Source organism: Candidatus Phytoplasma crotalariae (assembly GCF_030586865.1).
Classification (GTDB): domain Bacteria; phylum Bacillota_I; class Bacilli_A; order Acholeplasmatales; family Acholeplasmataceae; genus Phytoplasma; species Phytoplasma citri.
In genome coordinates this window covers 12,490-35,427 of the sequence record NZ_JAOSIR010000002.1, presented here as the reverse complement: position 1 = coordinate 35,427, position 22,938 = coordinate 12,490, and the positions used below count along the sequence as shown (strand labels likewise).

At 26.9% G+C, this 22,938-nt stretch carries 18 protein-coding genes and 1 tRNA gene; all 19 read right to left on the bottom strand.

All coding sequences use genetic code 11. From position 1 onward, the window contains the following. Positions 1 to 145: 145 nt before the first annotated feature. The 19 genes from OC683_RS00325 to rplA all read right to left on the bottom strand — a co-directional run bounded on the left by OC683_RS00325 (position 146) and on the right by rplA (position 22,877). Positions 146 to 229, bottom strand: a tRNA-Tyr gene (locus OC683_RS00325). 246 nt (positions 230 to 475) lie between these two features. Beyond that, positions 476 to 2,077, bottom strand: a complete 1,602-nt coding sequence (locus OC683_RS00320; RefSeq protein WP_304514582.1) for a YidC/Oxa1 family membrane protein insertase — start codon at positions 2,075 to 2,077, stop codon at positions 476 to 478. Positions 2,078 to 2,097: 20 nt separating this feature from the next. Then, on the bottom strand, positions 2,098 to 2,307 hold the full coding sequence (locus OC683_RS00315; RefSeq protein ID WP_078122880.1) for a ribonuclease P protein component: 210 nt from the start codon (positions 2,305 to 2,307) through the stop codon (positions 2,098 to 2,100). Between the two features lie 704 nt (positions 2,308 to 3,011). Continuing rightward, positions 3,012 to 3,179 (bottom strand): hypothetical protein, encoded by a 168-nt coding sequence (locus OC683_RS00310; protein ID WP_304514581.1) that lies wholly within the window; start codon positions 3,177 to 3,179, stop codon positions 3,012 to 3,014. 70 nt (positions 3,180 to 3,249) lie between these two features. Beyond that, positions 3,250 to 3,384 carry a 50S ribosomal protein L34 gene (gene rpmH / locus OC683_RS00305; RefSeq protein ID WP_078122845.1) on the bottom strand — a complete coding sequence of 45 codons (135 nt, stop codon included), beginning with the start codon at positions 3,382 to 3,384 and terminating at the stop codon, positions 3,250 to 3,252. Positions 3,385 to 3,948: 564 nt separating this feature from the next. Next, positions 3,949 to 5,010 carry a M42 family metallopeptidase gene (locus tag OC683_RS00300; protein ID WP_304514580.1) on the bottom strand — a complete coding sequence of 354 codons (1,062 nt, stop codon included), beginning with the start codon at positions 5,008 to 5,010 and terminating at the stop codon, positions 3,949 to 3,951. A 44-nt stretch (positions 5,011 to 5,054) separates the two neighbouring features. Continuing rightward, positions 5,055 to 5,633 carry a hypothetical protein gene (locus tag OC683_RS00295; RefSeq protein WP_304514579.1) on the bottom strand — a complete coding sequence of 193 codons (579 nt, stop codon included), beginning with the start codon at positions 5,631 to 5,633 and terminating at the stop codon, positions 5,055 to 5,057. Positions 5,634 to 5,680: 47 nt separating this feature from the next. After that, positions 5,681 to 6,379, bottom strand: a complete 699-nt coding sequence (gene rplT, locus OC683_RS00290) for a 50S ribosomal protein L20 (protein ID WP_304514578.1) — start codon at positions 6,377 to 6,379, stop codon at positions 5,681 to 5,683. A gap of 35 nt (positions 6,380 to 6,414) precedes the next feature. Beyond that, entirely contained in the window at positions 6,415 to 6,603 is a 189-nt protein-coding gene (gene rpmI, locus OC683_RS00285; RefSeq protein ID WP_304514584.1) for a 50S ribosomal protein L35, read from the bottom strand. An 80-nt stretch (positions 6,604 to 6,683) separates the two neighbouring features. After that, a complete protein-coding gene (gene infC, locus OC683_RS00280; RefSeq protein ID WP_304514583.1) occupies positions 6,684 to 7,196 on the bottom strand; it encodes a translation initiation factor IF-3 in 513 nt (170 codons plus the stop codon). Between the two features lie 574 nt (positions 7,197 to 7,770). Then, positions 7,771 to 8,973: an elongation factor Tu gene (gene tuf / locus OC683_RS00275; protein ID WP_304514577.1), complete on the bottom strand. Its 1,203-nt coding sequence runs from the start codon at positions 8,971 to 8,973 to the stop codon at positions 7,771 to 7,773. A 767-nt stretch (positions 8,974 to 9,740) separates the two neighbouring features. Further along, positions 9,741 to 11,807, bottom strand: a complete 2,067-nt coding sequence (gene fusA / locus OC683_RS00270; protein ID WP_304514576.1) for an elongation factor G — start codon at positions 11,805 to 11,807, stop codon at positions 9,741 to 9,743. Positions 11,808 to 11,846: 39 nt separating this feature from the next. Then, positions 11,847 to 12,317, bottom strand: coding sequence for a 30S ribosomal protein S7 (gene rpsG, locus OC683_RS00265; protein ID WP_078122853.1), 471 nt, complete (start codon positions 12,315 to 12,317; stop codon positions 11,847 to 11,849). A 40-nt stretch (positions 12,318 to 12,357) separates the two neighbouring features. After that, positions 12,358 to 12,765, bottom strand: coding sequence for a 30S ribosomal protein S12 (gene rpsL / locus OC683_RS00260; protein ID WP_304514575.1), 408 nt, complete (start codon positions 12,763 to 12,765; stop codon positions 12,358 to 12,360). Positions 12,766 to 12,978: 213 nt separating this feature from the next. Continuing rightward, positions 12,979 to 17,112: a DNA-directed RNA polymerase subunit beta' gene (rpoC, locus tag OC683_RS00255; protein ID WP_304514574.1), complete on the bottom strand. Its 4,134-nt coding sequence runs from the start codon at positions 17,110 to 17,112 to the stop codon at positions 12,979 to 12,981. An 8-nt stretch (positions 17,113 to 17,120) separates the two neighbouring features. Continuing rightward, positions 17,121 to 20,855, bottom strand: a complete 3,735-nt coding sequence (gene rpoB, locus OC683_RS00250) for a DNA-directed RNA polymerase subunit beta (RefSeq protein ID WP_304514573.1) — start codon at positions 20,853 to 20,855, stop codon at positions 17,121 to 17,123. 235 nt (positions 20,856 to 21,090) lie between these two features. Continuing rightward, positions 21,091 to 21,477, bottom strand: a complete 387-nt coding sequence (locus OC683_RS00245; protein ID WP_304514572.1) for a ribosomal protein bL12 — start codon at positions 21,475 to 21,477, stop codon at positions 21,091 to 21,093. 92 nt (positions 21,478 to 21,569) lie between these two features. After that, positions 21,570 to 22,073 carry a 50S ribosomal protein L10 gene (gene rplJ / locus OC683_RS00240; RefSeq protein ID WP_304514571.1) on the bottom strand — a complete coding sequence of 168 codons (504 nt, stop codon included), beginning with the start codon at positions 22,071 to 22,073 and terminating at the stop codon, positions 21,570 to 21,572. A 114-nt stretch (positions 22,074 to 22,187) separates the two neighbouring features. Next, positions 22,188 to 22,877 carry a 50S ribosomal protein L1 gene (rplA, locus tag OC683_RS00235; protein WP_304514570.1) on the bottom strand — a complete coding sequence of 230 codons (690 nt, stop codon included), beginning with the start codon at positions 22,875 to 22,877 and terminating at the stop codon, positions 22,188 to 22,190. Between the last annotated feature and the right edge of the window lie 61 nt (positions 22,878 to 22,938).

The following is a 22,938-nucleotide window of genomic DNA, read 5'->3' as shown; positions in this document are numbered from 1 at the left end:
TCTTCGTAATAAATCCTTCCAATAAATAAAAATTATTTATTAGAATATAGTTAATATTTAATAATTTTTTATGATAAAAATATCATAATAAATAAATAAAATATCATCTTCAGTTTTCAAAGAAGTAATGATCAATAAACTAATATGGTGGAGGGAGACGGATTCGAACCGCCGTACCTTTCGGAACAGTTTTACAGACTGCTGCGTTTAGCCACTTCGCTATCCCTCCATTTAAAATATTATTAATTGTAAAATATATTTATATTTTTTTACTTAAAAAAACTTACTAATTGATTTTAACATAATTTAATGATAAAAATATATATATTTTTTTTATATATATAAAAAATTTCAAAAATAAAATTATTTTTTTAATATTTCAAAAATATTATTTTAATTCCTGATATTTATTATACACAAAAAGAATGTTTTTCGGCAAATAATCAGGAATTATCTTGAACATTATAAATATTGTTTAATATTTTTTTAATTTTTGCATTTTTCTGAATATAATTTGTTTATTAATAAGTGTTTGCAAAATAGTATAAGAATTACCTATAATCCAATATAAAGATAACATAGAATCACGAAAAGAGAAAAACATCATAAAAAGAATCATCAAATAACTAAAAAATTTCATCATTTGTTCTGGTTTAATTCTATTAAATTCATTCGAGGTTAATAAAACATTTTTATTTTGTATAATTTCAGAATTTTTCATTATTAATTTATTCAAAATAAACATACTAAAACCTGTTATTAAAGTGAGTGATATAGAAAAAAATAAATTGTCATTATTATTTTCTAATTGTAAATTTATTACACCTAAAAAAGATTTTTGATTATAAATTTTAAAAATACCACCAGGGATACGAAAACGACGTAAAACCCGAAACATAGCCAAAAATAAAAACATTTGACAAAAAGACATTAATAAACCAGAAAACATATTTAAATTATACTTTTTATAAACTCGTAGAATCTCTAAATGCATTTTTTTTATTTCCATAGGATTTTTAGATAAAGAATATTTGTTTTGAATTTTAGCAATTTCTGGTTGCGCCAAATTCATATTAAAAGCAAAATTATTAGTTTTAGTATAAATAGGCCATGATAAAGTTCGGATTAAAATAGTAGTTAATACAATTCCTAATCCTAAATTACCTAATATAAAACCATCTACTCCGTGAGAACCTATAGAAGAAAAAAAATTTAATAAAGAAGCTATAAAAATAATTAAAAAATTCCAAATATAACCAAAACCTAAAAAATTACTCCACTCTAATTTTGAAGGCCATTGGATAGGTAAATCTTCTTGATCATTCACAAAAATCTTTAAACCTAATTGTGGATTATTAGAAATATCATTTTTTAAAATAAAAAAATTTATTTTTTTAATTTTAGAATCTGAATCTAAATATTTATGACGAATAATATTATTATAATCTTGATTAGATATTTCTTTATTATTCTCCAAATCTTTATAAATTTGAAATTTTAATAAATCTTGTGACGAAATTGAATTAATTACATTTGTTTTAGGTTCAATATTTTTTATAAATAACATTTTAAAATCTTTTTCTTCTACAAAACGATTTAAAAAATAACTTCTACTAATTCCTGTTATTACTGTAAAAAATTTTTTTAATATAATAATTTTCTGGTCTAAAGAGATATTAAAATTATTAAAACTAAAATAATATTCTAATCCTAAACATATTTGAGTTATTGTTTCCTGTAATTTTTTTTTTACATAATCATTCCCATTTTTACTATCTAATAAATACCATTTTAAATTGCCATTATCTTCAAGTTCGCAAACAAAAATATCTAAAAATTTTTGACATTCATATAAATCAAAATTTTTTGATTTAAGTAAGTTATTAAATAATTTATCATCTGAAATATTACTATTATTTTCTTTCTTTATAAAAACTTTTAAATCAATAATATTAGGTTCAGAATTAATAATTTTTGTATTACTAAAAAATAACTCTCTAATACTAACAGTTATTAACAAACAAAATAAAAAAATAATTAAAAATCTTTTTAAAAAAATAAATTTATCATCACTCATATATACAATAAATATCCTTATCAGGAACTTATAAGACGAGATTTTCTCAATAAAACTGATAATTTTACAGATAAATCGACAAAGTTCAATTTTTTTGCTGTCGGTTTAATAATAATAATAAAAAAAACATTAGGTTTTAAAACTGAAGAATAATTATAAACGATTGCCCTTATACGACGTTTAATTAAATTTCTCTCATGAGATTTTCCATATCTTTTATCGAGATAGATTAACGCGGTTTAGAAAAAAGAAATGATAATAACTTTTTTCATATTCGCAATTAGCCCCCCACAGAACCGGACAAGCCAGTTTCCCAGCATCCGGCGCCTAATATCTTATAATCTCAGATATTGAAACTCTTTCGCCATGTAAAGGTTATTACCCTTCGCCTTGATCAGGTTCTTCTCAAATATTCCAATTCCAGAATTAAACTGACGACTACTCTAAGTTTCGCTTTTCCCTTGAGCCTAGTACTACTAGTTTTAACCCTAAGAGGGTGCTTTTAGGGAGATCAAAGTTACCACATAATTCTACGGGAAGTTTTAGGGACAGTTTACCATCATTAAAGTTAAAAATATCGGTAGAAGCTTGATTAATTTAGATGGGAAAGTGTAAGAAGGGGTTAACTGATTTAACCTAATGGATAATTTACATAATGCATTAACAAAACATCATATATCCTTCCTAATCCTGGTTACAATATCTTACCAAAATGTTTTCATGAAACCACTTTACTTAACTGCTTAGGGACTTGCACCTTTTCCTTGACTTCTGGTCTGGCGTCGACTTGTTGACTAGATATTTCGTCTCATCTCGCTTGCGTGCTTTTGCTGTTATCAACTTTTCTTTCGAACTAGTTGATCAAGCCCACCTTGTGGTGTTTACGTGACCTCTAGAGAGATTATCACTCTAGGCTATGCGTTAAATAGCAGAATTATGAGCATCTTTTGCGCCCGTTAATACTTAAAGCAAATTTAAAATTCAAAGTTTTATTATAATAAATATAATATATTTTAAAAAAATAATTAGCTACACTTTTATTTTCATGTTGGAAAATTAAATTAATTTCTTTATTTTTGCTTAAAATAAATTTTTTTTTCATCATAATAATTTTTTAAATTTGATTAATTAAAATATTATAAAAAATAAAAATTTTAATTTTATTCATAATACTAAACTGTTAATTGATAACGTCCTTTAGATCTTCTATTAGATAAAAGACGGCGACCACTAGAATTAGACATTCGTTTTAAAAAACCATGTGTTCTTTTTCGTTTAATTTTACTAGGTTGATAAGTTCTTTTCATTTTTCTTAATATCTTTCCTTTGGAATATTTTCAATTTCATTAACAACTAAAATAAAACAATAAAAACTATTAATATTAGTTAAATTTCTAAAGATGGAGGTTTGGCCATTTGTCTGATGCTAGTTTCTTTAAACAACTGGATTAGGCGATGTAGTTCGAGTACGTTAGTTGACTTAAATTCCTTATCATACAAAAATATGAGATAATACCTTGAACCATTCATTAATAAGGAGTTAATAATTGTTCTAACGCTTTTAGGATAATTTTATCTTGCATTAAAGGTCTGGTTTTATCCTTTCCTTTTGGAAGATACACTCTTTGAACTGGATTCGGATTGTCTTAGTTATGAACGTATTTTTGGTGATCCTTATTTAACTAATTTGCTTTCGTCGCAACCCGCTTTTATGGTCTGCTGTAATCTAACATTCTTTCGTTTGTCAGACCGACCATCTCCTTTCAGAGTTTATCCACCCTAGCTATTGGTTAAATAGCACGAAATTTAGGCCTCTTAGGAGATCTTATTTAAATTATAAATATTTTTAGTTTAATCCAGTATTAACAACTTTAACTAAATAAAATTTCTTGAACCTGTTTTTGATCTAATTTTTCTATTAATAGAGTTAATAAATTAACAGTATGAATTATATCTTGTCGATGAACAATAGACGCGTGAGAGTGTATATAACGAGTAGGTACCGAAATTACTAATGCTGCAGCACCTATATGACGCGTATGCATGGCAGCAGCATCTGTAGTTCCGCCTTCTGGAGCAGCTTCTTGAAAAGGAATATTATTTTTTCGAGCCACTTTTAATACAAATTCTCTTAAAGCTGTATGAGCAACTAATCCGTGATCATAACAAGATATTTGCGGTCCTTTTCCTAAATAACTAATTGATGAATTTTGATTACCAGGAACATCATTAGCAACACACACGTCTACCGCTATAGCAATATCTGGTTTAACCTTATTAGCACTAGTAATAGCCCCTCTTAAACCAACTTCTTCTTGAACTGTAAAAGCACCTATAAATTGATTAGGATTATTTTTTAATTTGTGTAATACTTCAGTAACAATTAACACTCCCACACGATTATCTATTGCTTTAGCCAATATAAAATTTTCATCCCCCAAAGTCCGAAATTCTAAATAAGGAGTAATCATATTTCCGATAGTAACTCCTAATTGTTGAGCTGCTTCCTTAGTGGAAACACCTATATCTAAAAACAAATTTTTCATATTAGGAGCTTGATTACGTTCGTTCAAGCCCAAAGAATGAGGAGGTTTAGCCCCAGTAATACCCCAAATAATACCTTTATTAGTATGAATCTGCCAAAGTTGAGCTAACATAACTGTTGGTAGCCAACCTCCTATAGTTTGAAATTTGACAAAACCATTGTCTGTGATTTCGGTTACCATTAAACCAATTTCATCCATATGACCAGCCAACATAATTTTTGGACCATTTTGTCCTTTATAAGCTATTAAACTACCTAAATTATCATATTCTATTTTATTTACTGAAGAAATAATATCATTTTTAACATAATTTGTAATCTGTTTTTCTTGACCAGAAATACCATTTAACATAGTTAATTCTTTAATTTTCATTAATAAATCAGACATTTTTTGATGCGATCTCCTTTTTCAAAAAAAATTATTTTTTTTGATTATTTCACAGTCATTTTATTATAATTAGAAATTTGATTAATCACAATAAATAGATATAATAAAGATAAAAAACCAAACAAAACAGAAAAAATTCTTAAAATTATATAAGAAAAATCAATATTTTTTCCTAATAAAAAACAACTTGTCCCAAAAGTTACTAAATAACCGTTCAAACTCCAAATATTCATTTTATTATTTTTCCATCCAAACAAATGCAAAGAAATAAAACAATGAATCATCAAAATATAACTAATAATATTGCTTAAATTTAACAATTTTTTTACAAAAACATTAGTTATTAAAAAAGACAAAAACAAACTACCAGAAATAAGCGATAATAAACATGTTTCTATTAAAAAGAAAAACTTTTTTAATCCTGAATTTTTTTTAAAATTTACAAATACAAAATAATAATTAAATAATAATAATAAAATTCCTAATAAAATATCAATTATTCGGATGCCTTTTATAGAAAAATATTGAGGTTCAAAGCATGTTACAGCACTTAATAAAAATAAAATAGTTATTAAAATATTTAAAATAATTTTCTGAAAAGTTATTTTTTTAATTTCATACATATTTGTTGAACCTCTCTAAAAAAATCTATAATAAAATTGGATTTTGTTTACAATGTTTCCAGTAATAAATCAATTAATTCCGCTTTTTTCAACTTAGACACTTTATTAATGTTATTTTTTTTTGCTAACTGACGCAAAGTTAATAAATTCATTTTTTGTAAAGATGATAAGTTTATTGTAAATTCATTATCTGCAAAAATATCTAAATTTTTAGATTTTAAATCACCAATATTATCGGTTACAGGTTTTTGGACAATAGTATCTGGAAAATCTTGTTTAATATTTTGCGAATTTAAAACATAAAGATCTGAATTTAAATCAGATTTCGAAATATCTGTTGAATCTAATGTAGATTTAGAAATATTTTTTGTTAATTTATTTTGCTTAAAATCAAGCAAACTTTTTTGAGATAATTCGATATAAAATTTAAACATTTCAGGTTTATTAATAATTAAATTAGATAAAATTTTACGATTTAAATCAACACCAGCTAATTTTAAACCATATATAAAAGAGGAATACTTCATACCATTTTCTGAACATCCAGCATTAATACGACGGATCCATAAAGAACGCCAATCTCTTTTATTTCTTTTACGACCAACATAAGCATATTGCCAAGAACGCATTACTTGTTCATGAGCAGTTTTATAAATAGTACTTTTAGAACCTACATAACCCTTAGCTAATTTTAATATTTTCTTACGACGTCTACGTCGAGCTGGAACTAAATTGACTTTAACCATGACTCTTCTTCTTTCTTTAGATTTATATAAATTTGCTAAATTAAATTTTTAATACGTTTTAAATCTGAAGAATCTACATAAGTAAATCCTCTTAATTGTCTATTTTGTTTAGTAGTTTTAGAACCGGCTAAATGATTTTTAAAAGCATGTTTGTGTAACCATTTACCAGTTTTAGTAATTTTGATACGTTTTTTTAAACCTTTATGTGTTTTTTTTTTCAAAATCAATTACCATTATTTCTTTCTATTTTTTTAAAGCAAAAAACTAAATGCATAACAAAATTTAAATAAACTAATAATTAAAATTAATTAGACTTTAAAGGAACTAACAAAGAATTGATTTGATTTCCTTCTATTTTAGGAGGAATATCTACCTTCGAAACTAAATTTAAAGCTGATATAATTTTCTTAAAAATATCACTACCAATACTAGGATTTATAGCCATTCTACCTGGCAAAAGCATATTAATTTTTACCTTATGTCCGCTTTTTAAGAAATCTTCGGCTTTTTTAATTTTAACATATAAATCATTATCTTGAATACGAGGACTTACACAAATAGTTTTAATATTTATTTGATTATGCTGTTTTTTACGATTTTGTTTAATTTTTTTTTGTTGTTCATAATAAAATTTGGAATAATTAACCAAACGCACTACTTTAGGATCGGAATGAGCATTAATTAAAACAAAATCCTCATTTTGCTGTTCAGCTAGCTCAAATATTTGTTCTTTTTGAAAAATTCCTAATTTTTTTCCTTGATTATTGATAACCAAATATTCTCCGGCAGGAACTTTTTCGTTATATAAAAAACTAATTTTTAAATTTTCTTTTTTATTTTTTTTATGTTTAATAATGTGAATAACTCCTTTTTTTACACTATATTTATAATTTTAGCAAAAAACTAAAATTATTTAAAATAAACTTAATTAATAAAATTGAAACATATGTAATCTGTTTCCGCAAAAAATTAATTTTGCTATTATTCATAAATAATTCACTCTTCTAAGAACTAAAAAAATACAAATCTTATATCTTTCCAATAAATTCTTTAATTACCTTAATAAATTGAATATAGATAAAATTATAAAATTTACAAATAGATAATTAAATAATAAAACAAAAAATTCTTATTAATAAGACAATTTTACTCATTATTAATTTTAAATTTATTATAATTTATTTTAATTAAATTAATGAACAAAAATAAACTTAAAATACTTTTATAAATTTAAAAGATTTAAATCAATTAAATCAAAAATCAATTTCTTAATTTAAATATCAAAATAATAATTTTATCATTTAAATATTTAAATGATAAAAATTTTAATATGATTAAAAATATAAAAAAAGACTATACACTAGTCTTCTTTCATAATTAAATAACTTTAATTAATTCGATAAAATTTCAATAATTTTTCCTGAACCAATAGTTTTGCCACCTTCACGGAAAGCAAAAGAAGTACCTACTTCTAACGCAACCGGTTTAATTAAATCAACTTCAATAGTCACATTATCACCTGGCATCGCTACAGCAATATCATTAGGCAAAGTAATAACCCCTGTAACATTAGCAGTTCTAAAGAAAAATTGAGGTCTATAATTAGTTCTAAATGATTTTTTACGACCACCTTCTTCTTCGGTCAAAATATAAACTTCTGCTTTAAATTTAGAATATACCTTCAAAGAATTAGGTTTCACTATCACTTGACCTTTTTTAATATCACTATGTTTAATACCACGTAATAAAATAGCAGCATTATCTCCTGCTTGAATTTGGGTTCTAGATTTTTTAAAAATTTCCAAACCAATTGCGACAGTAGAAGTATCTTTATCTAAACCTAGAATTTGGACTTCTTCGCCTAAAGTTAATTTACCTCTTTCTACTCTACCAGAAGCAGTTGTTCCACGACCTGTAATAGAATATATATCTTCAATAGGCATCAAAAAAGGTTTATCAATATCACGAATAGGCAAAGGTAATTTATCCAATTCTGCTACTAAATCTGCAATTTTAGATAAATAATTTTGATCACCATCTAAAGCTTTTAAAGCGGATCCTTGAATAATAGGAATTTCTGATCCATTATAACCATTTTTAGTTAAAATTTCACGTATTTCATGTTCTACTAAAGGTATTAAATCAGGAATAGCTTTATCGCATTTATTTAAAAAAACTATTAAATTAGGAACTCCTACGTGTTTAGCTAATAAAATATGTTCGCGAGTTTGAGGTTGAGCACCATCAGCAGCCGAAACTACCAAAATAGCTGCATCCATTTGAGCTGCTCCAGTAATCATATTTTTAATATAATCCTTATGACCAGGACAATCAATATGAGCATAATTGCGAGTGTCACTTTCATATTCCAAATGATGAGCATTAATAGTAATACCACGCTCTTGTTCTTCAACAGTTTTATCTAAAGTTTTAATATCTTTACGAAATTTAGCTAAATTTTTTGCGGCTAAATAATTATTAATAGCCAAACTTAAAGTACTTTTTCCGTGATCTACATGACCAAGAGTTCCTACGTTTAAATGAGGTTTAATTATTTGTGCTTCTTCTTTAATATTTATTTTTTCTTTTGACATTTTATTTTTTCTCCATTTAATATTTTTGTACTAAAATAATTAATTAATTATTTATAATAACCGAAATATTAATAAATAATACGGATAGATTCATTACGTTTTATCCAGCGATTTGTATTGGCTGTTTTATTTAACATCAGCCCCATCTAAACCAGACAAGCAAGTTTCCCAGCATCCAGCCTTTCCCTAATTTAATAAATTACTATCTTCTTTCGCCCTATAAGAGTCATTAACTCTCTTCTCGGTAAGCCGATTAACTAAATTATTCCAAATTTAGGTTTACCCTTAAGACTACTAAAAAGATTCTTTATTCTTGACCATCCGGGCTTTTATTTCCGGATTAGTAAATTTAATTACTTCGTTTTAGGATTCTCCAAGTTACACTAAATTTCTACCTTAATTCTTTAGGGGAAGTGTCCTCTTTCGGGAGGCTGACTCTAGGTTTTTTTGTTTGATAAATTACTCAATACCAAGATTTTATATTAGTAAGCTCTAGACTGTCCGTTTAAGCAACTTCCGGAACAGATTCTTCTATTACATCAATTTTCCTTCTTAGGCCATCTCAGGCTTCTCCCTAGAATTATTCGGTAGCGAAGTCTTTTTGACTAATTTGCTTTCGTCGCAACCCGCTTTTATGGTCTGCTGTAATCTGACATTCTTTCGTCTGTCAGACCGACCATCTCCATTCAGAGTTTATCGGCTCTGGCTATTGGTTAAATAGCAGGAAATTTTAGGCCTCTTTAGCGCCCATGTTATATTTATAAATTTTATTTATTACGTGATTCAATAATTTTATTAGCGATATGATCAGGAGCTTTTTCATATTTAAAAAATTCCATAGAAAAATTAGCTCTTCCTTGAGTATTAGAACGCAAACTATTTGAATATGTAAACATTTCTGCTAAAGGAACAAAAGCCTGAATTTTCATAACCATACCTATGTTTTCTTGATTCTCTAAACGACCTCTACGCGAACTTAAGTCTCCGATAACATTGCCAATATATTCGTGAGGAGTAATTAATTCTAATTTCATAATAGGTTCTAAAATAACAACTAATTTGCTATTACGTAATTTTCGCAAAGCTGCTGCTGCAGCAGATTTAAAAGCAAATTCCGAAGAATCCACTTCATGAAAAGCACCACTAAATAAAGTTGCTTTAATATCAGTTAAAGGATAACCAGCGATTATACCACTAGACAAAGATTCTTGTAAACCTTTAGATACAGCTGGAATATAATTTTGTGGGATAGCACCGTATTTAACATTATTAACAAATTCAAAACCTTTTCCAGGATTAGGTTCAAATAAAATTTGCACATAACCATACTGCCCACGGCCTCCTGTTTGATGTTTACATTCTCCATCAACTTCTATAGAACTAATTAAAGTTTCTCGATAAGCCACTTGAGGTTCTGACACTTTTACTTGAATTTGAAATTCTCTTTTTAAACGTTCCATGAGAACATCCAAATGTAAATCACCCATTCCAGCAGCAATCATTTGTTTTGACTCTGGATCTACAGTAAATTTAAAAGTCGGATCTTCTTGAGTAAAACTAAACAAAGCAGAACTAATTTTTTCCTGTTCTTTGGAAAAAACAGGTTCTACTGCAACTTGTAAAACTGGTTCAGGAAAACTCATTTTTTCTAACAAAATAAAATCATTTTCATATGTCAAAGTGTCGCCTGTAATAGTATTTTTTAAACCAATTACGGCTACAATATCACCAGCATAAGCTTCTTTAATATCTTGTCGAGAATTAGCATGCATTAATAATAAACGTGAAGCACGTTCTGTAATATTTTTATTATTATTTTGCACATAAGAACCAGATTTTAAACAACCTGAATAAATACGTATAAAGGTTAAACGTCCAAAAGAATCTGTCATAACTTTAAAAGCTAATGCAACAAAAGATTCTTTAAAATTAATTTTACGAACAATAGGTTGTTCATTTTTATCATAACCATTAATGTTGGGTAAATCTAAAGGTGAAGGCAAAAAATCTACTAAAGCATTTAATAAAGGGACAATACCTTTATTTTTTAAAGCTGAACCACATAAAACTGGGAAAAAATTAACTTCTAAAGTGGCTTGGCGAAGTGCTTTTTTAATGAGAGTAGTAGAAATAGGCTTGTTTTCCAAAAGATTATTTAATAATTCCTCATTTAAAGAAGCTAGTTTATCTATTAATATTTTTCTTTTGGAATTAACAAGTTCTTTTAGTTCTTCAGGAATAGGAATTAATTGATTTTCTCGTTCAGGACTAGAAGAATATTCCCAAGCTTGCATTTCTATTAAATCCACAAAACCACGAAAATTATTTTCTACACCGATAGGCCATTGAATGGCATAAGCCAAAACATTTAATCTTTTCTCTAAACTAGCGATAGCATTTTCAAAATTAGCCCCTAATTTATCAATTTTATTAACAAACACAATTCGAGGAACTTTATAATAAGTTGCTTGACGCCAAACTGTTTCTGTTTGTGGTTCTACTCCGGCTTGAGCATCTATAACTACTACGCCACCATCCAAAACACGTAAAGAACGATTAACTTCTGAAGAAAAATCAATATGTCCGGGAGTATCAATAATATTAATTTTACAATTATTCCAAAAAACAGTAGTAGCAGCTGATGTAATCGTAATTCCTCTTTCTTTTTCTTGGTCCATCCAATCCATTTGCGCCAAACCTTCATGAGTTTCTTTAGCTATACGAATTTTTCCGGTATAAAATAAAATTCTTTCAGTAGTAGTAGTTTTTCCTGCATCGATGTGAGCCATAATACCAATATTACGTATTTTACTTAATTCTAATTCAATTCCCATATTGCCTCCTTTAAGTTGAAAATATTAAAAACAGTGATTTTACCAACGATAATGAGCAAAACTTCTATTAGCTTCAGACATACGATGAATTTCCTCGCGTTTTTTAACTGCTAATCCTGTTCCAGAAGCAGCAGAAATAATTTCTTGAGCAAGTTTTTCTTGCATACTTTTTTCATTACGTTTACGTGCTCCCATAATTAACCATTTCAAACCTAAAGAATAACGTCTTTCTACTGAAACTTCTAAAGGAACTTGATACTTTTGACTCCCGATAGTGCGTGTACGTAATTCTACTAAAGGCATAATATGATTAAAAGCCTCATTCAAAACTTCAATGGGTTCTTTTTTTGTTAACATTTTAACTTGAGATAAACAATTATATACTATAGAACAAGCAATATCTTTTTTCCCATCTTTCATTAATTTATTAATAACTCTAGTTACTAAAACAGAATTATAAATAGGATCTAAAAGTAATGTTCTTTTTTTAAAACTTTTTTTACGAGACATAAGTTTATACACCTTAATTTATTTACATTTTAATAAATTCTTATTTTTTCGCACCATATCGAGAACGACCTTGTTTTCGATTAGCTACTCCAGCAGTATCAAGAACTCCTCGAACAACTTTATAACGCACTCCAGGTAAATCTTTAACACCACGACCACCTCCTATTAACACAAGACTATGTTCTTGTAAATTATGACCTATACCAGGAATAGAAGCTGTCACTTCTTTACGATTTGACAAACGAACTCTAGCTACTTTTCTTAAAGCAGAATTAGGCTTTTTAGGAGTAATAGTATATACTTTCAAACAAACTCCAGATTTTTGAGGAGAATTAATATTTTTAAATTTCTTTTTTAAAATATTAAAACGAACAGATAAAGCTGGTAATTTGGTTTTAGTATTTTTTTTTACTCTTCGTTTTCTGATTAACTGAGAAATAGTAGGCATATTTAAATAATAAAACCTTTCTTTGTTATTTTTGGTAATTAGAAATATAAGACGACCTAAATTTTATCTTTTTTTTGAATAAAAGTCAATATAAACTTCATGTCGTTAAAACAAGATTATTTAAAAAACTTAACAATAACAACTAGCTTCAAAATAAAAAATATATAGTCAAATTTAATTTATGAATTATGATTAACAATTATTTATTAAAAATTATTTATTTTTGTCTTCTTCTGTTAACGGATATTCGAATAAAGAATGATTTAAAATTCCAGTTCCGGCAGGTATTAAACCGCCTAAAATAACATTCTCTTTTAAACCTAATAAAAAATCTTTTTGACCTTTAATTGTAGCATCAATTAAAATTTTAGTAGTTTCTTGAAAAGATGCTGCAGATAATAAAGAATCGCTTTTTAAAGAAGATCTTGTAATACCCAAAACTATAGGGCGTCCAGCTGCTAATTTTTTATTTTGTTGAATTAATTGCATATTTATTCTTTTAAATTCTTTAATAGAAACTTCAGATCCCGGTAATAAATTACTATCCCCTTCAGAAATAACTAAAATTTGTTTAAACATTTGGCGAATAATAATTTCGATATGTTTATCACTAATGTAAACGCTTTGAGATTGATATACTTGCTGTACTTCTTCCAAAATATATTTTTGGGTAGTTACTACAGAACTAATACGCAATAATTCCCTTAAATCTATTGAACCAGAAGTTAAACGTTGTCCAGCTTTTATAGCCATGCCATCATTAACTAAAATATCTACATTAGAATCTACAGTATAAATATATTCTTGTTGAGGATTAATTGCTGAAACTATAACAATATCTGATGAATAAAGATTACTAGATTTAATTTCTTTAATTACACCATCATATTCGCTTATTAAAGCTTTGCCTTTAGGCTTACGAGCTTCAAATAATTCTTGAATACGTGGCAATCCTTGAGTAATATCAGAAACCGATAAAACCCCTCCTGTGTGAAATGTTCTCATAGTTAACTGAGTACCAGGTTCACCAATAGATTGGGCAGCAATAATGCCAACAGCTTCTCCGATCTCAACTGCTTTATTAGTGGCTAAATTTAAACCATAACATTTAGCGCAAATACCATAATCAGAATTACATGTTAAAACACTTCTAATTTTTACCGATAAAAATCCGATTTTTACAATATTTTCGGCTATTTCACGAGTAATCAATTCACCAAAATTAACTATAACTTGCTTATTTAAAGGATCTACAATACTTTGCGCTATATAACGACCAAATAAACGTTGTTGTAACGAAATAATCTCTTTACCATCTTGCTCTAAAGAAGTTACATAAACACCTTTATCACTGCCACAATCATTTAACATAATAATCACATCTTGAGCAACATCAACTAAACGACGAGTTAAATATCCTGATTCAGCCGTTTTTAAAGCTGTATCAGTAGAAACCTTTCTAGCTCCATGCGTCGAAATAAAAAATTCATGCACATTTAAACCTTCTTTAAAAGAAGATTTAACAGGGATTTCTAATTGATTATTAGTAGGACTATGCATTAAACCTCTCATACCAGATAATTGTGCAAAATTAGAAACATTACCACGAGCACCACTATCACTTATCATAAATAAATGATTATCTTGATTAAATTCTTGCATCAAACCTTCTTGGATAACATTACGAACATTTTTCCATTCTTGAATAATTAAACTTTTTTTTTCGCTAGTAGTTAAAAATCCTTTGTCATGCCATTGCTCAATTTCTATAATTTTATTTTCTACTTGAGCTATTAATTCATCTTTTTTAGAATAAACATTAATATCTGCGTGAGAAATAGTTACACCTGACATAGTTGAATATTTAAAACCTAAATTTTTAATATCATCTAACATTTTAGATGTTTCTGAAATATTACTTCTTTTAAAAACACGATCAATTATAAGAGACAAAAAACGTTTTTTAAAAGGTTCTGGTGTAGGAATATTATTCAAATATTCATTCAAATGAACACCTTTAGGTATAAAATAAACATCTGGTGTTTTTATTTCTAAATTAAATATGGTAGGTTCTTGCAAATAAGGAAAATCATTAGGCAAAATACTATTAAAAATCAATTTACCTAATGTAGTAACTAAATATTTATTTTTTTGATTATCATCAAAATAAGAAGAAATATTAGAAACACGTACTAAAATACGAGTATGTAAAGCTATTTGTTTATTATAAAAAGCTAATTCAGCTTCTTGTAAATCATTAAAAACTTTACCTTCATTGCGATGTTTATAACGATGTTGTTCATTTCTGCTATCAGAATTATAACCTTTTATAATACGTTTGCGTGTTTCTTCGATAGTTAAATAATAATTTCCCAAAACCATATCTTGAGAAGGAGATAAAACTGGACTACCATTTTTAGGATCCAATATATTATAAGAAGACAACATTAATAAACGAGCTTCAGCTTGAGCTTCTACAGAAAGAGGAACATAAACAGCCATTTGATCTCCATCAAAATCTGCATTAAAAGCTAAAGTAACTAAAGGATGTAATCTAATAGCTTTACCATCAATTAATTTAACTTGAAAACCTTGCAATCCTTGACGATGTAAAGTAGGTGCTCTATTTAATAAAACAGGATGTTCTTGAACAACTTCTTCTAATAATTTCCACACATGTTCGTTCATTTTTTCGTATAAAATATTAGCACTTTTTTTATCAATACCTTTAGATTCTTGTAATTTATTTAATACAAAGGGTTTAAACAAAACAATAGCCATTTGCCGAGGAATACCGCATTGATGTAATTTTAAATCAGGCCCTACGATAATAACAGAACGACCAGAATAATCTACCCTTTTTCCTAATAAATTTTGACGAAAACGTCCTTGTTTACCTCTTAACATTTCTGATAAAGATTTTAAAGGTTTATTACGTTCAATATTAGAAGTGCTTTTTTTACTAGATTTAGCATTATCAAATAAAGCATCTACAGCTTCTTGTAACATTCTTTTTTCATTTTTAATAATTAATCTAGGAGCATTTTGTTTTAATTGTCTTTTTAAACGATTATTACGATTTAAAATTCTGCGATATAAATCATTAATGTCGGCAGAAGCAAAACGTACACCTTGTTCTAAAGCAACTATAGGCCTTAAACTAGGAGGAATGACATTAATAGCTTCTAAAACAATCCATTCCGGTTTATTATCGGACTGATAAAAAGATTCCATTAATTCTAATCTTTTAACAATCGAATCTCTTTTTTGCTTAGATGCTTGTTTTAATTCTAACCTTAATGACTGAATAGTTTCTTCCATATTCAATTCTTTTAACATAGTTTTAACAGCTTCAGCACCAGTTAAAGCGACAAAATTATTATCACAACGTTCTAAATATTGACCATATTCTAACTCGGATATAATACTATATTTAGTTAAATCACTATTACCAGGATTAATTACTATATATGATACATAATAAACAATTTCTGCTAATTCTTTAGCTTTCATTCCTAATAAAATAGCTAAACGACTAGGTAAACTATTCAAAAACCATGTGTGAACTACAGGAGCAGCTAAATCAATATGACCCATTCTTTCCCGTCTAACTAATTGTTCTGTAATTTCTACACCACATTTAGAACAAATTTGACCTTTTTTTAAAGTTTGTTTTTTAGAACATATACATTGTAAATCCTGAACAGGACCAAAAATAATGGGGCAAAATAATCCTCCTTTTTCCGGTTTAGCTGTGCGATAATTAATAGTTTCATAATTTACAACTTCACCATAAGATTTTTGACGAATTTCATGAGGAGAAGATAAACGAATCTTAAAATAATCATATTCTCGATTGCTATTATTTGCAAAAATGGCCTTATCAATGATCCATGAAGATGCAGATTCATTTTCATTATTCTCATTTTTCAAAACGATATCTTCTATATCTGCAACAGAATTATCAATTTTCTGATTAAAATTATTTTTCGAACCATTATATAAATTTAAAATATTCATTACAAGATCCTGATGAGAATGATTATAACTAAATAACTTAAGCAAAACATCTTTATCAGTTGTTAATAAAGAGAAACAATTGAAAATATTATTTTGACATAAAATATCTAAAACCTCTTGATTTAAATTTAAATTATTTAAAGATTCGGGAAGACCATATTTTTTTAAAATAACTATAAATTCTCGAAAAGATTCTTCGTTTAATAAAGAAACTAATTCATTTAAATGATAATTATTAATATCATTTAAACTATTAATACCTATAGATTTTAAATTTTTTAAAGTTCTTTTAGTTAAAGTAAAATCTTCAATTTTCATATTTAACATAATTGGGGTTACTTCTTGTTCTCCTTATTATTCGAAACTAAAGAACGATTAATTTGATTATCTTTAGTATCAGCTTTAATTAATTCTACATGCAATCCTAACGCTTGTAACTCTTTAGTAAAAACTCTAAAACTCTCCGGAATAGAAGGTTTAGGAAAACGTAAACCATTAACTATAGCATGATACAATTGATTACGTCCTATAATATCATCACTTTTCAAAGTTAAAATTTCTTGTAAAGTATGAGCGGCTCCATAAGCCAATAAACTCCAAGTTTCCATTTCACCAATTCTTTGGCCACCTAAAAAATTACGACCACTACCAGGTTGTTGTAAAATTAAAGTATAAGTTCCAACATTTCTAGCATGTATTTTATCTTCAACCATATGGGATAATTTTAACATATACAAAATACCCACAGATATAGGATTATCATATGGTTCACCTGTTCTACCATCGTATAAAGTCATTTTTCCATCAAAAGGCAAATTAGCTTCTTGCATAATATTTTTTAAATCTTCATTATCAGCTCCATCTAAAACCGGAGTAGCTACCTTAATATTTAATTTATACGCGGCCATTCCTAAATGCATTTCTAGAATTTGTCCAATATTCATCCGACTAGGTACACCTAAAGGATTTAAAATAACATCTACAGGAGTTCCATCCGACATATAAGGCATATCTGCTTTAGAAGCAATACAAGAAATTACTCCTTTATTGCCATGCCTTCCAGCTATTTTATCGCCTTCTCGGATTTTTCTTTTTTTAGCTACATAAACTTTAATAATTTCATTAACACCAGGAGTAGAAATAAAATCACCTTTTTTAACAGAAAAATATTGAACACTTTGAACAATTCCGCTCTCGCCACAAGGTACTTTCAAAGAAACATCTTTATAATCGCGAGATTTTTCTCCAATAATTGTTTGAATTAATTTTTCATAGGGATTATTTTCTAAAGAACTTTGAGGAATAATAACAATTTTGCCAACTAAATAATCACCTTCATTAACTTCAGAACCCGGAATAATAATACCTCGAGAATCTAAATTTTTAATAGCCTCAGCACTAACATTAGGTATTTCTCGAGTTATTTCTTCTCTTCCTGCGCCCTTCTTTAATTCCCTAACTTGAATTTCATATTTACTAATATGAACAGAAGTAAAAATATCTTCTTGTACTAAACGTTCTGATAAAATTACAGCATCTTCATAATTATAACCATCCCAAGTCATAAAAGCTACTGTAACATTTTTACCTAAAGCTAATTCACCTTGATGAGTAGAAGAACCGTCAGCAATAATATCTCCTTTATGAACATTTTCATTTAATTTAACAATAGGTTTTTGTAAAATTAAAGTATCTTGATTAGATTTATCAAAAGTAGATAAAATATAACTCTTCTGTTCTCCATGGTTATTCTCGATAATAATTTTTTTAGCATCTACATAAACTACAATACCATCATCTTCAGCAATAACAACGCAACCTGAATCTTTTACTATTCTATGTTCAATACCAGTAGCTACAATAGGAGCTTCAGAAATTAGCAAAGGTAAAGCTTGCCGTTGCATATTAGCACCCATTAATGCTCTAGAAGCATCATTATGTTCTAAAAAAGGAATAGATGCTGTAGCTACAGATACAATTTGTTTGGGAGAAACATCTATATAATCAATTTGATCAACATTATATAAACTAATTTCTCCATTTCGTCTAGCGATTACTTTTGTTTGATTAAAACTAAAATCATCATTTAAACAAGACGAAGATGTGGCGATGATACGGTTTTCTTCTTGAATAGAAGTTAAATATTCATATTGATGGGATACTACTGATTTACCATTTTCATGAATTACTTTAAAAAAAGGAGTCTCAATAAAACCATATCGATCTACTTGAGCATAAGTAGCTAAAGAACAAATCAATCCAATAGATGGGCCTTCGGGAGTTTCAATAGGACATAATCTACCATAATAAGAATCGTTAACATCTCTTAACTCTACACCTGCTCGATCACGATCAATACCTCCACTACCTAAAGCGGAAATTCTACGTTTTTGAGTAATAATAGCTAAAGGATTAATTTGATCCATAAAATGAGATAAACGCGAACTACAAAAAAAAGTTTTAATAGCCATAGAAAGAGAAGAAAAATTAAATAATCCTCCTGGCGTAATAGATTCAAATTTACTAATAGACATACGATCTTTAATATTTTTTTTAGTTCTATTCAAACCTACACGTAATTGATTTTTTAAAAGCTCTCCAATCAATCTTAATCTTCTATTGCCTAAATGATCGATATCATCAATAGTTCCGATATTATGATAAAGATTTAAATAATAACTAATAGATGCTATTATATCAGATAAAACAATATTTTCAGCATCTTCAGATTGATCATTACCTATAATTTTAATAAAATGCTTATTGTTTTTATTATCCACAACATAAACTTCTAAACTTTCATTGAAAACTTTTTGTCGATCTTTAACAACTTTATGAACATATTCTTTATTAGCAAAATATTTCATAATTTTATCATCAATATTATATTTATGAGTTTCTAATAAAATCTTCAAAACATCATCATCTAAAAGTGTATCAGCCTTAATTAATACTTGTCCTGTTTGGAAGTGCAAAATATCTTCTTTAATATATATTTGATCATCATTTATATTTTTTCTATAAGTAAATAAATTATTATCATGATTTTGATTTTGCAAATGAAAATCTGAATTAACCAATTCTACACGAAATTTATCTCTATGTAATGATAATTTTTTAATAACTTCATAATTTAAAAAAGTTCCAGCTGAAAATAAAATTTTATTATTGGTTAAATCTTTAATATCTTGAGCTAAAAAAGTATTTTCAGCTCTATTTAAAACATCTAATTTTCGATTTAACTTATATCGTCCTACTAAAGATAAATCATATTTATCTTTATCAAATAAACGATTACGAATAAATTCTCTCGCTGCATTAGTAGGGACTCTTTCTCCTTGATGCAACTTAGAATAAAGCTCAACAATAGCATCATTACAATTAGAATCATTATCTTTATTAAAACTTAAATCTAATAAAGAATTTATGCCGAAAGCTTTTTCGATTTCTTCCTGAGTATCAAAACCTAAAGCATGAATAAATTTTGTTAAAGGTATTTTTTTGGAACGATCCAACTTAGCATATAAAAAATCTTTATTATTTTGCTCAAACTCTATCCAAGCGCCTCTAGTAGGAATAATTTGAGCAGTAAAACGATTTTTATTAATTTTATTATCTAATTTAGAAGTAAAATAAGCTCCTGCTGAACGCACTATTTGCGAAACTACAACTCTTTCTGTACCATTAATTATAAAGGTTCCTGCAATAGTCATTAAAGGCAAATCTGTCATTAATATACGAGCTTTTTTAGTTTGTTGAGTAATAACATTTTCTAACGTTACATTTAAAAATAATTCCGCACTATAAGTAAATCCTCTTTTTCTAGACTCTTCAGCATTAAATTTAGGTTTTTCTAAAAAAAAATCATTAAAATGTAACTTTAAATCACCATTATAACTCTCAATAGGAAAAATACTTTTTAATGATGTTTTAATACCATAATTTAAAAATTCTTGAAATGATTTTGTTTGGATTTCAATTAAATTTGGTAAATCCAAATCATATTTCATCTTAGAATAATTTCGTCGTTCCACCTTGTTTCCATATTTTACATTACAATATTTTTTCATTTTTTTATTCAGAACTCCCAATAAATATCAACATAAATTGAATTTAAATTTAAAAAATATAAATTCTTAATAAGCAAAAAAACATTAAAAACGGGTCCGACAACAATAAAGATAATAAAAAACCTAAGATACCTATTTTAGTTCTCAGGTTTAATAAATATTCAGTTTATCAAAAAAATTTTATTTGTTGTCGCCTAAAAATATATTTTTTGCAACCAATTTATAAAATATTTTTTTATTCAATTTTCGCTTGAGCTCCTAAACTTTCCATTTTTTGTTTGATTTCTTCAGCTTCTTTTTTATTTGCATTTTCTTTAATTAAGAAATTAGCATTTTCAGCTTGACATGGTGATATTAAATCGCCGACATTAAAATTAAAATCTTTAGCTAAATATTGAATAACTGCAGCGGGAGATTTACCCGCAGAAGTCATAATAATTTTAAATTCTGTTTTCTCATTTTTTTCTTTATTAACATCTTCATTAGTGCTACTGACATTAGCAACATTTTCCATTTCAATACCAAAAGAATCTTGAATTTTAGTTACTAATTCTTTTAATTCTTTAACTTTCATATCGCCTAAAACTTGAATAATTTGCTCTATTTTATTATTTTCTGCCATTGTTAATCTCCTATTTATAATTCTTTTGTTTATTTTAAAAAATACTTAAAAATGTCTATATAATATTAAAAAATTTTAATCATTATTAATTCCTATTGTTGTTTTTTTTGTATTAATAATTTTAAAACAATAATTATATTTTTAACAGGCGCCGAAACACTAAATAACAACATAGATAACAATGCTGATTTAGATGGTATTTGTGCCAATTTAACCATTTGTTCCGAAGAACAAATTTCATTTTCTACAATCCCAAAATTAATTTTTAAAAATTCATTCATTTTAGAAAATTTATATAAAGCGTTTAAAGAAGAAAAAATATCCGAAGAATTAGATAAAGTCCAAAATAAAGCTTTGGGATTCTTAAATTCGGTTAATTCACCATATTTTGACTTAGTTAAAGCTCTTTTAATGATATTATTAGGTACTACTTGAAACTTACATGAAACTAATTTTCGCAATTGACAGCGTAAATTAGTTAAATCAATCACTTTTAATCCTTTAAATTCTAATAAAACAACTAAATTAGAATTATCAATATTTTGAGATAAATAATCAACATAATCATTTTTCTCTTTAATAGTAGATTTTAACATAAATTGTTGTTTCCTTTTTTTAAACAATATAAATTTATCGATATAATATAATCACAAAAAACTTTTTATAACAAAATAAAATTAAAAAAATAATTTAAATAATTATTTTAAATTTTATCTAATCGATAAAAGATCAACTTTAATACCCGGAGACATAGTAGAAGAGATAGTTATATTTTTAATAAATTCACCTTTTACTGTTTTAGGTTTTATAGAAATTAAATGATTATATAAAAAAACCAAATTGCCTGTTAATTGTTCTTTATTAAACGACAATTTACCTAGCACCGAATGAAGATTACCAAATTTATCTGTTTTATATTCCATTCTACCTTTTCGGATATCCTTTATAATCGGTTCTACATCCTCTGTCATAGTGCCTAACTTAGGATTAGGCATTAATCCTTTAGGCCCTAAAAGTTTTCCTAACTTTGTCAAAGAAGGCATAAAACTAGAAACAGATATCAAAACATCAAAATCTGTCCAACCATTAGAGATTTTTCGAATTAATTCTTGATCGCCCACAAAATCCGCACCCAATTCTTGAGCTTTCTGAGCTTGTTCGCCTTGAGCGATCACAACGATACAAAATTTTTTACCCAAACCATAAGGTAAAACAACAGAACCACGTATATGTTGATCTACCTTTTTATGTTCAACATTTAAAACAAAAACGCATTCAGCAGTTTCATCAAATTTTGCAGTTTTGATATTATACAATAATTCAACAGCATCATGCATTTCATAAATTTGATTAAAGTCTATTTTGTTACTAATTGATAAATATCTTTTACTTCTTGTCATAAATTTTAATCCTTTTATACTATAAACATATGCCTTTCTTTTTTTATCGATAAAAAAATAA

What these genes read in the sequence shown, in the direction of transcription:
- rpoB (WP_304514573.1), bottom strand. Translation starts at nt 20,855, where the DNA reads ATGAAAAAATATTGTAATGTAAAATATGGAAACAAGGTGGAACGACGA.
- OC683_RS00300 (WP_304514580.1), bottom strand. Translation starts at nt 5,010, where the DNA reads ATGTCTGATTTATTAATGAAAATTAAAGAATTAACTATGTTAAATGGT.
- tuf (WP_304514577.1), bottom strand. Translation starts at nt 8,973, where the DNA reads ATGTCAAAAGAAAAAATAAATATTAAAGAAGAAGCACAAATAATTAAA.
- rpsL (WP_304514575.1), bottom strand. Translation starts at nt 12,765, where the DNA reads ATGCCTACTATTTCTCAGTTAATCAGAAAACGAAGAGTAAAAAAAAAT.
- rpoC (WP_304514574.1), bottom strand. Translation starts at nt 17,112, where the DNA reads ATGTTAAATATGAAAATTGAAGATTTTACTTTAACTAAAAGAACTTTA.
- OC683_RS00295 (WP_304514579.1), bottom strand. Translation starts at nt 5,633, where the DNA reads ATGTATGAAATTAAAAAAATAACTTTTCAGAAAATTATTTTAAATATT.
- OC683_RS00245 (WP_304514572.1), bottom strand. Translation starts at nt 21,477, where the DNA reads ATGGCAGAAAATAATAAAATAGAGCAAATTATTCAAGTTTTAGGCGAT.
- rpsG (WP_078122853.1), bottom strand. Translation starts at nt 12,317, where the DNA reads ATGTCTCGTAAAAAAAGTTTTAAAAAAAGAACATTACTTTTAGATCCT.
- OC683_RS00310 (WP_304514581.1), bottom strand. Translation starts at nt 3,179, where the DNA reads ATGAAAAAAAAATTTATTTTAAGCAAAAATAAAGAAATTAATTTAATT.
- OC683_RS00320 (WP_304514582.1), bottom strand. Translation starts at nt 2,077, where the DNA reads ATGAGTGATGATAAATTTATTTTTTTAAAAAGATTTTTAATTATTTTT.
- rplT (WP_304514578.1), bottom strand. Translation starts at nt 6,379, where the DNA reads ATGGTTAAAGTCAATTTAGTTCCAGCTCGACGTAGACGTCGTAAGAAA.
- rplA (WP_304514570.1), bottom strand. Translation starts at nt 22,877, where the DNA reads ATGACAAGAAGTAAAAGATATTTATCAATTAGTAACAAAATAGACTTT.
- fusA (WP_304514576.1), bottom strand. Translation starts at nt 11,807, where the DNA reads ATGGGAATTGAATTAGAATTAAGTAAAATACGTAATATTGGTATTATG.
- rpmH (WP_078122845.1), bottom strand. Translation starts at nt 3,384, where the DNA reads ATGAAAAGAACTTATCAACCTAGTAAAATTAAACGAAAAAGAACACAT.
- rplJ (WP_304514571.1), bottom strand. Translation starts at nt 22,073, where the DNA reads ATGTTAAAATCTACTATTAAAGAGAAAAATGATTATGTTGATTATTTA.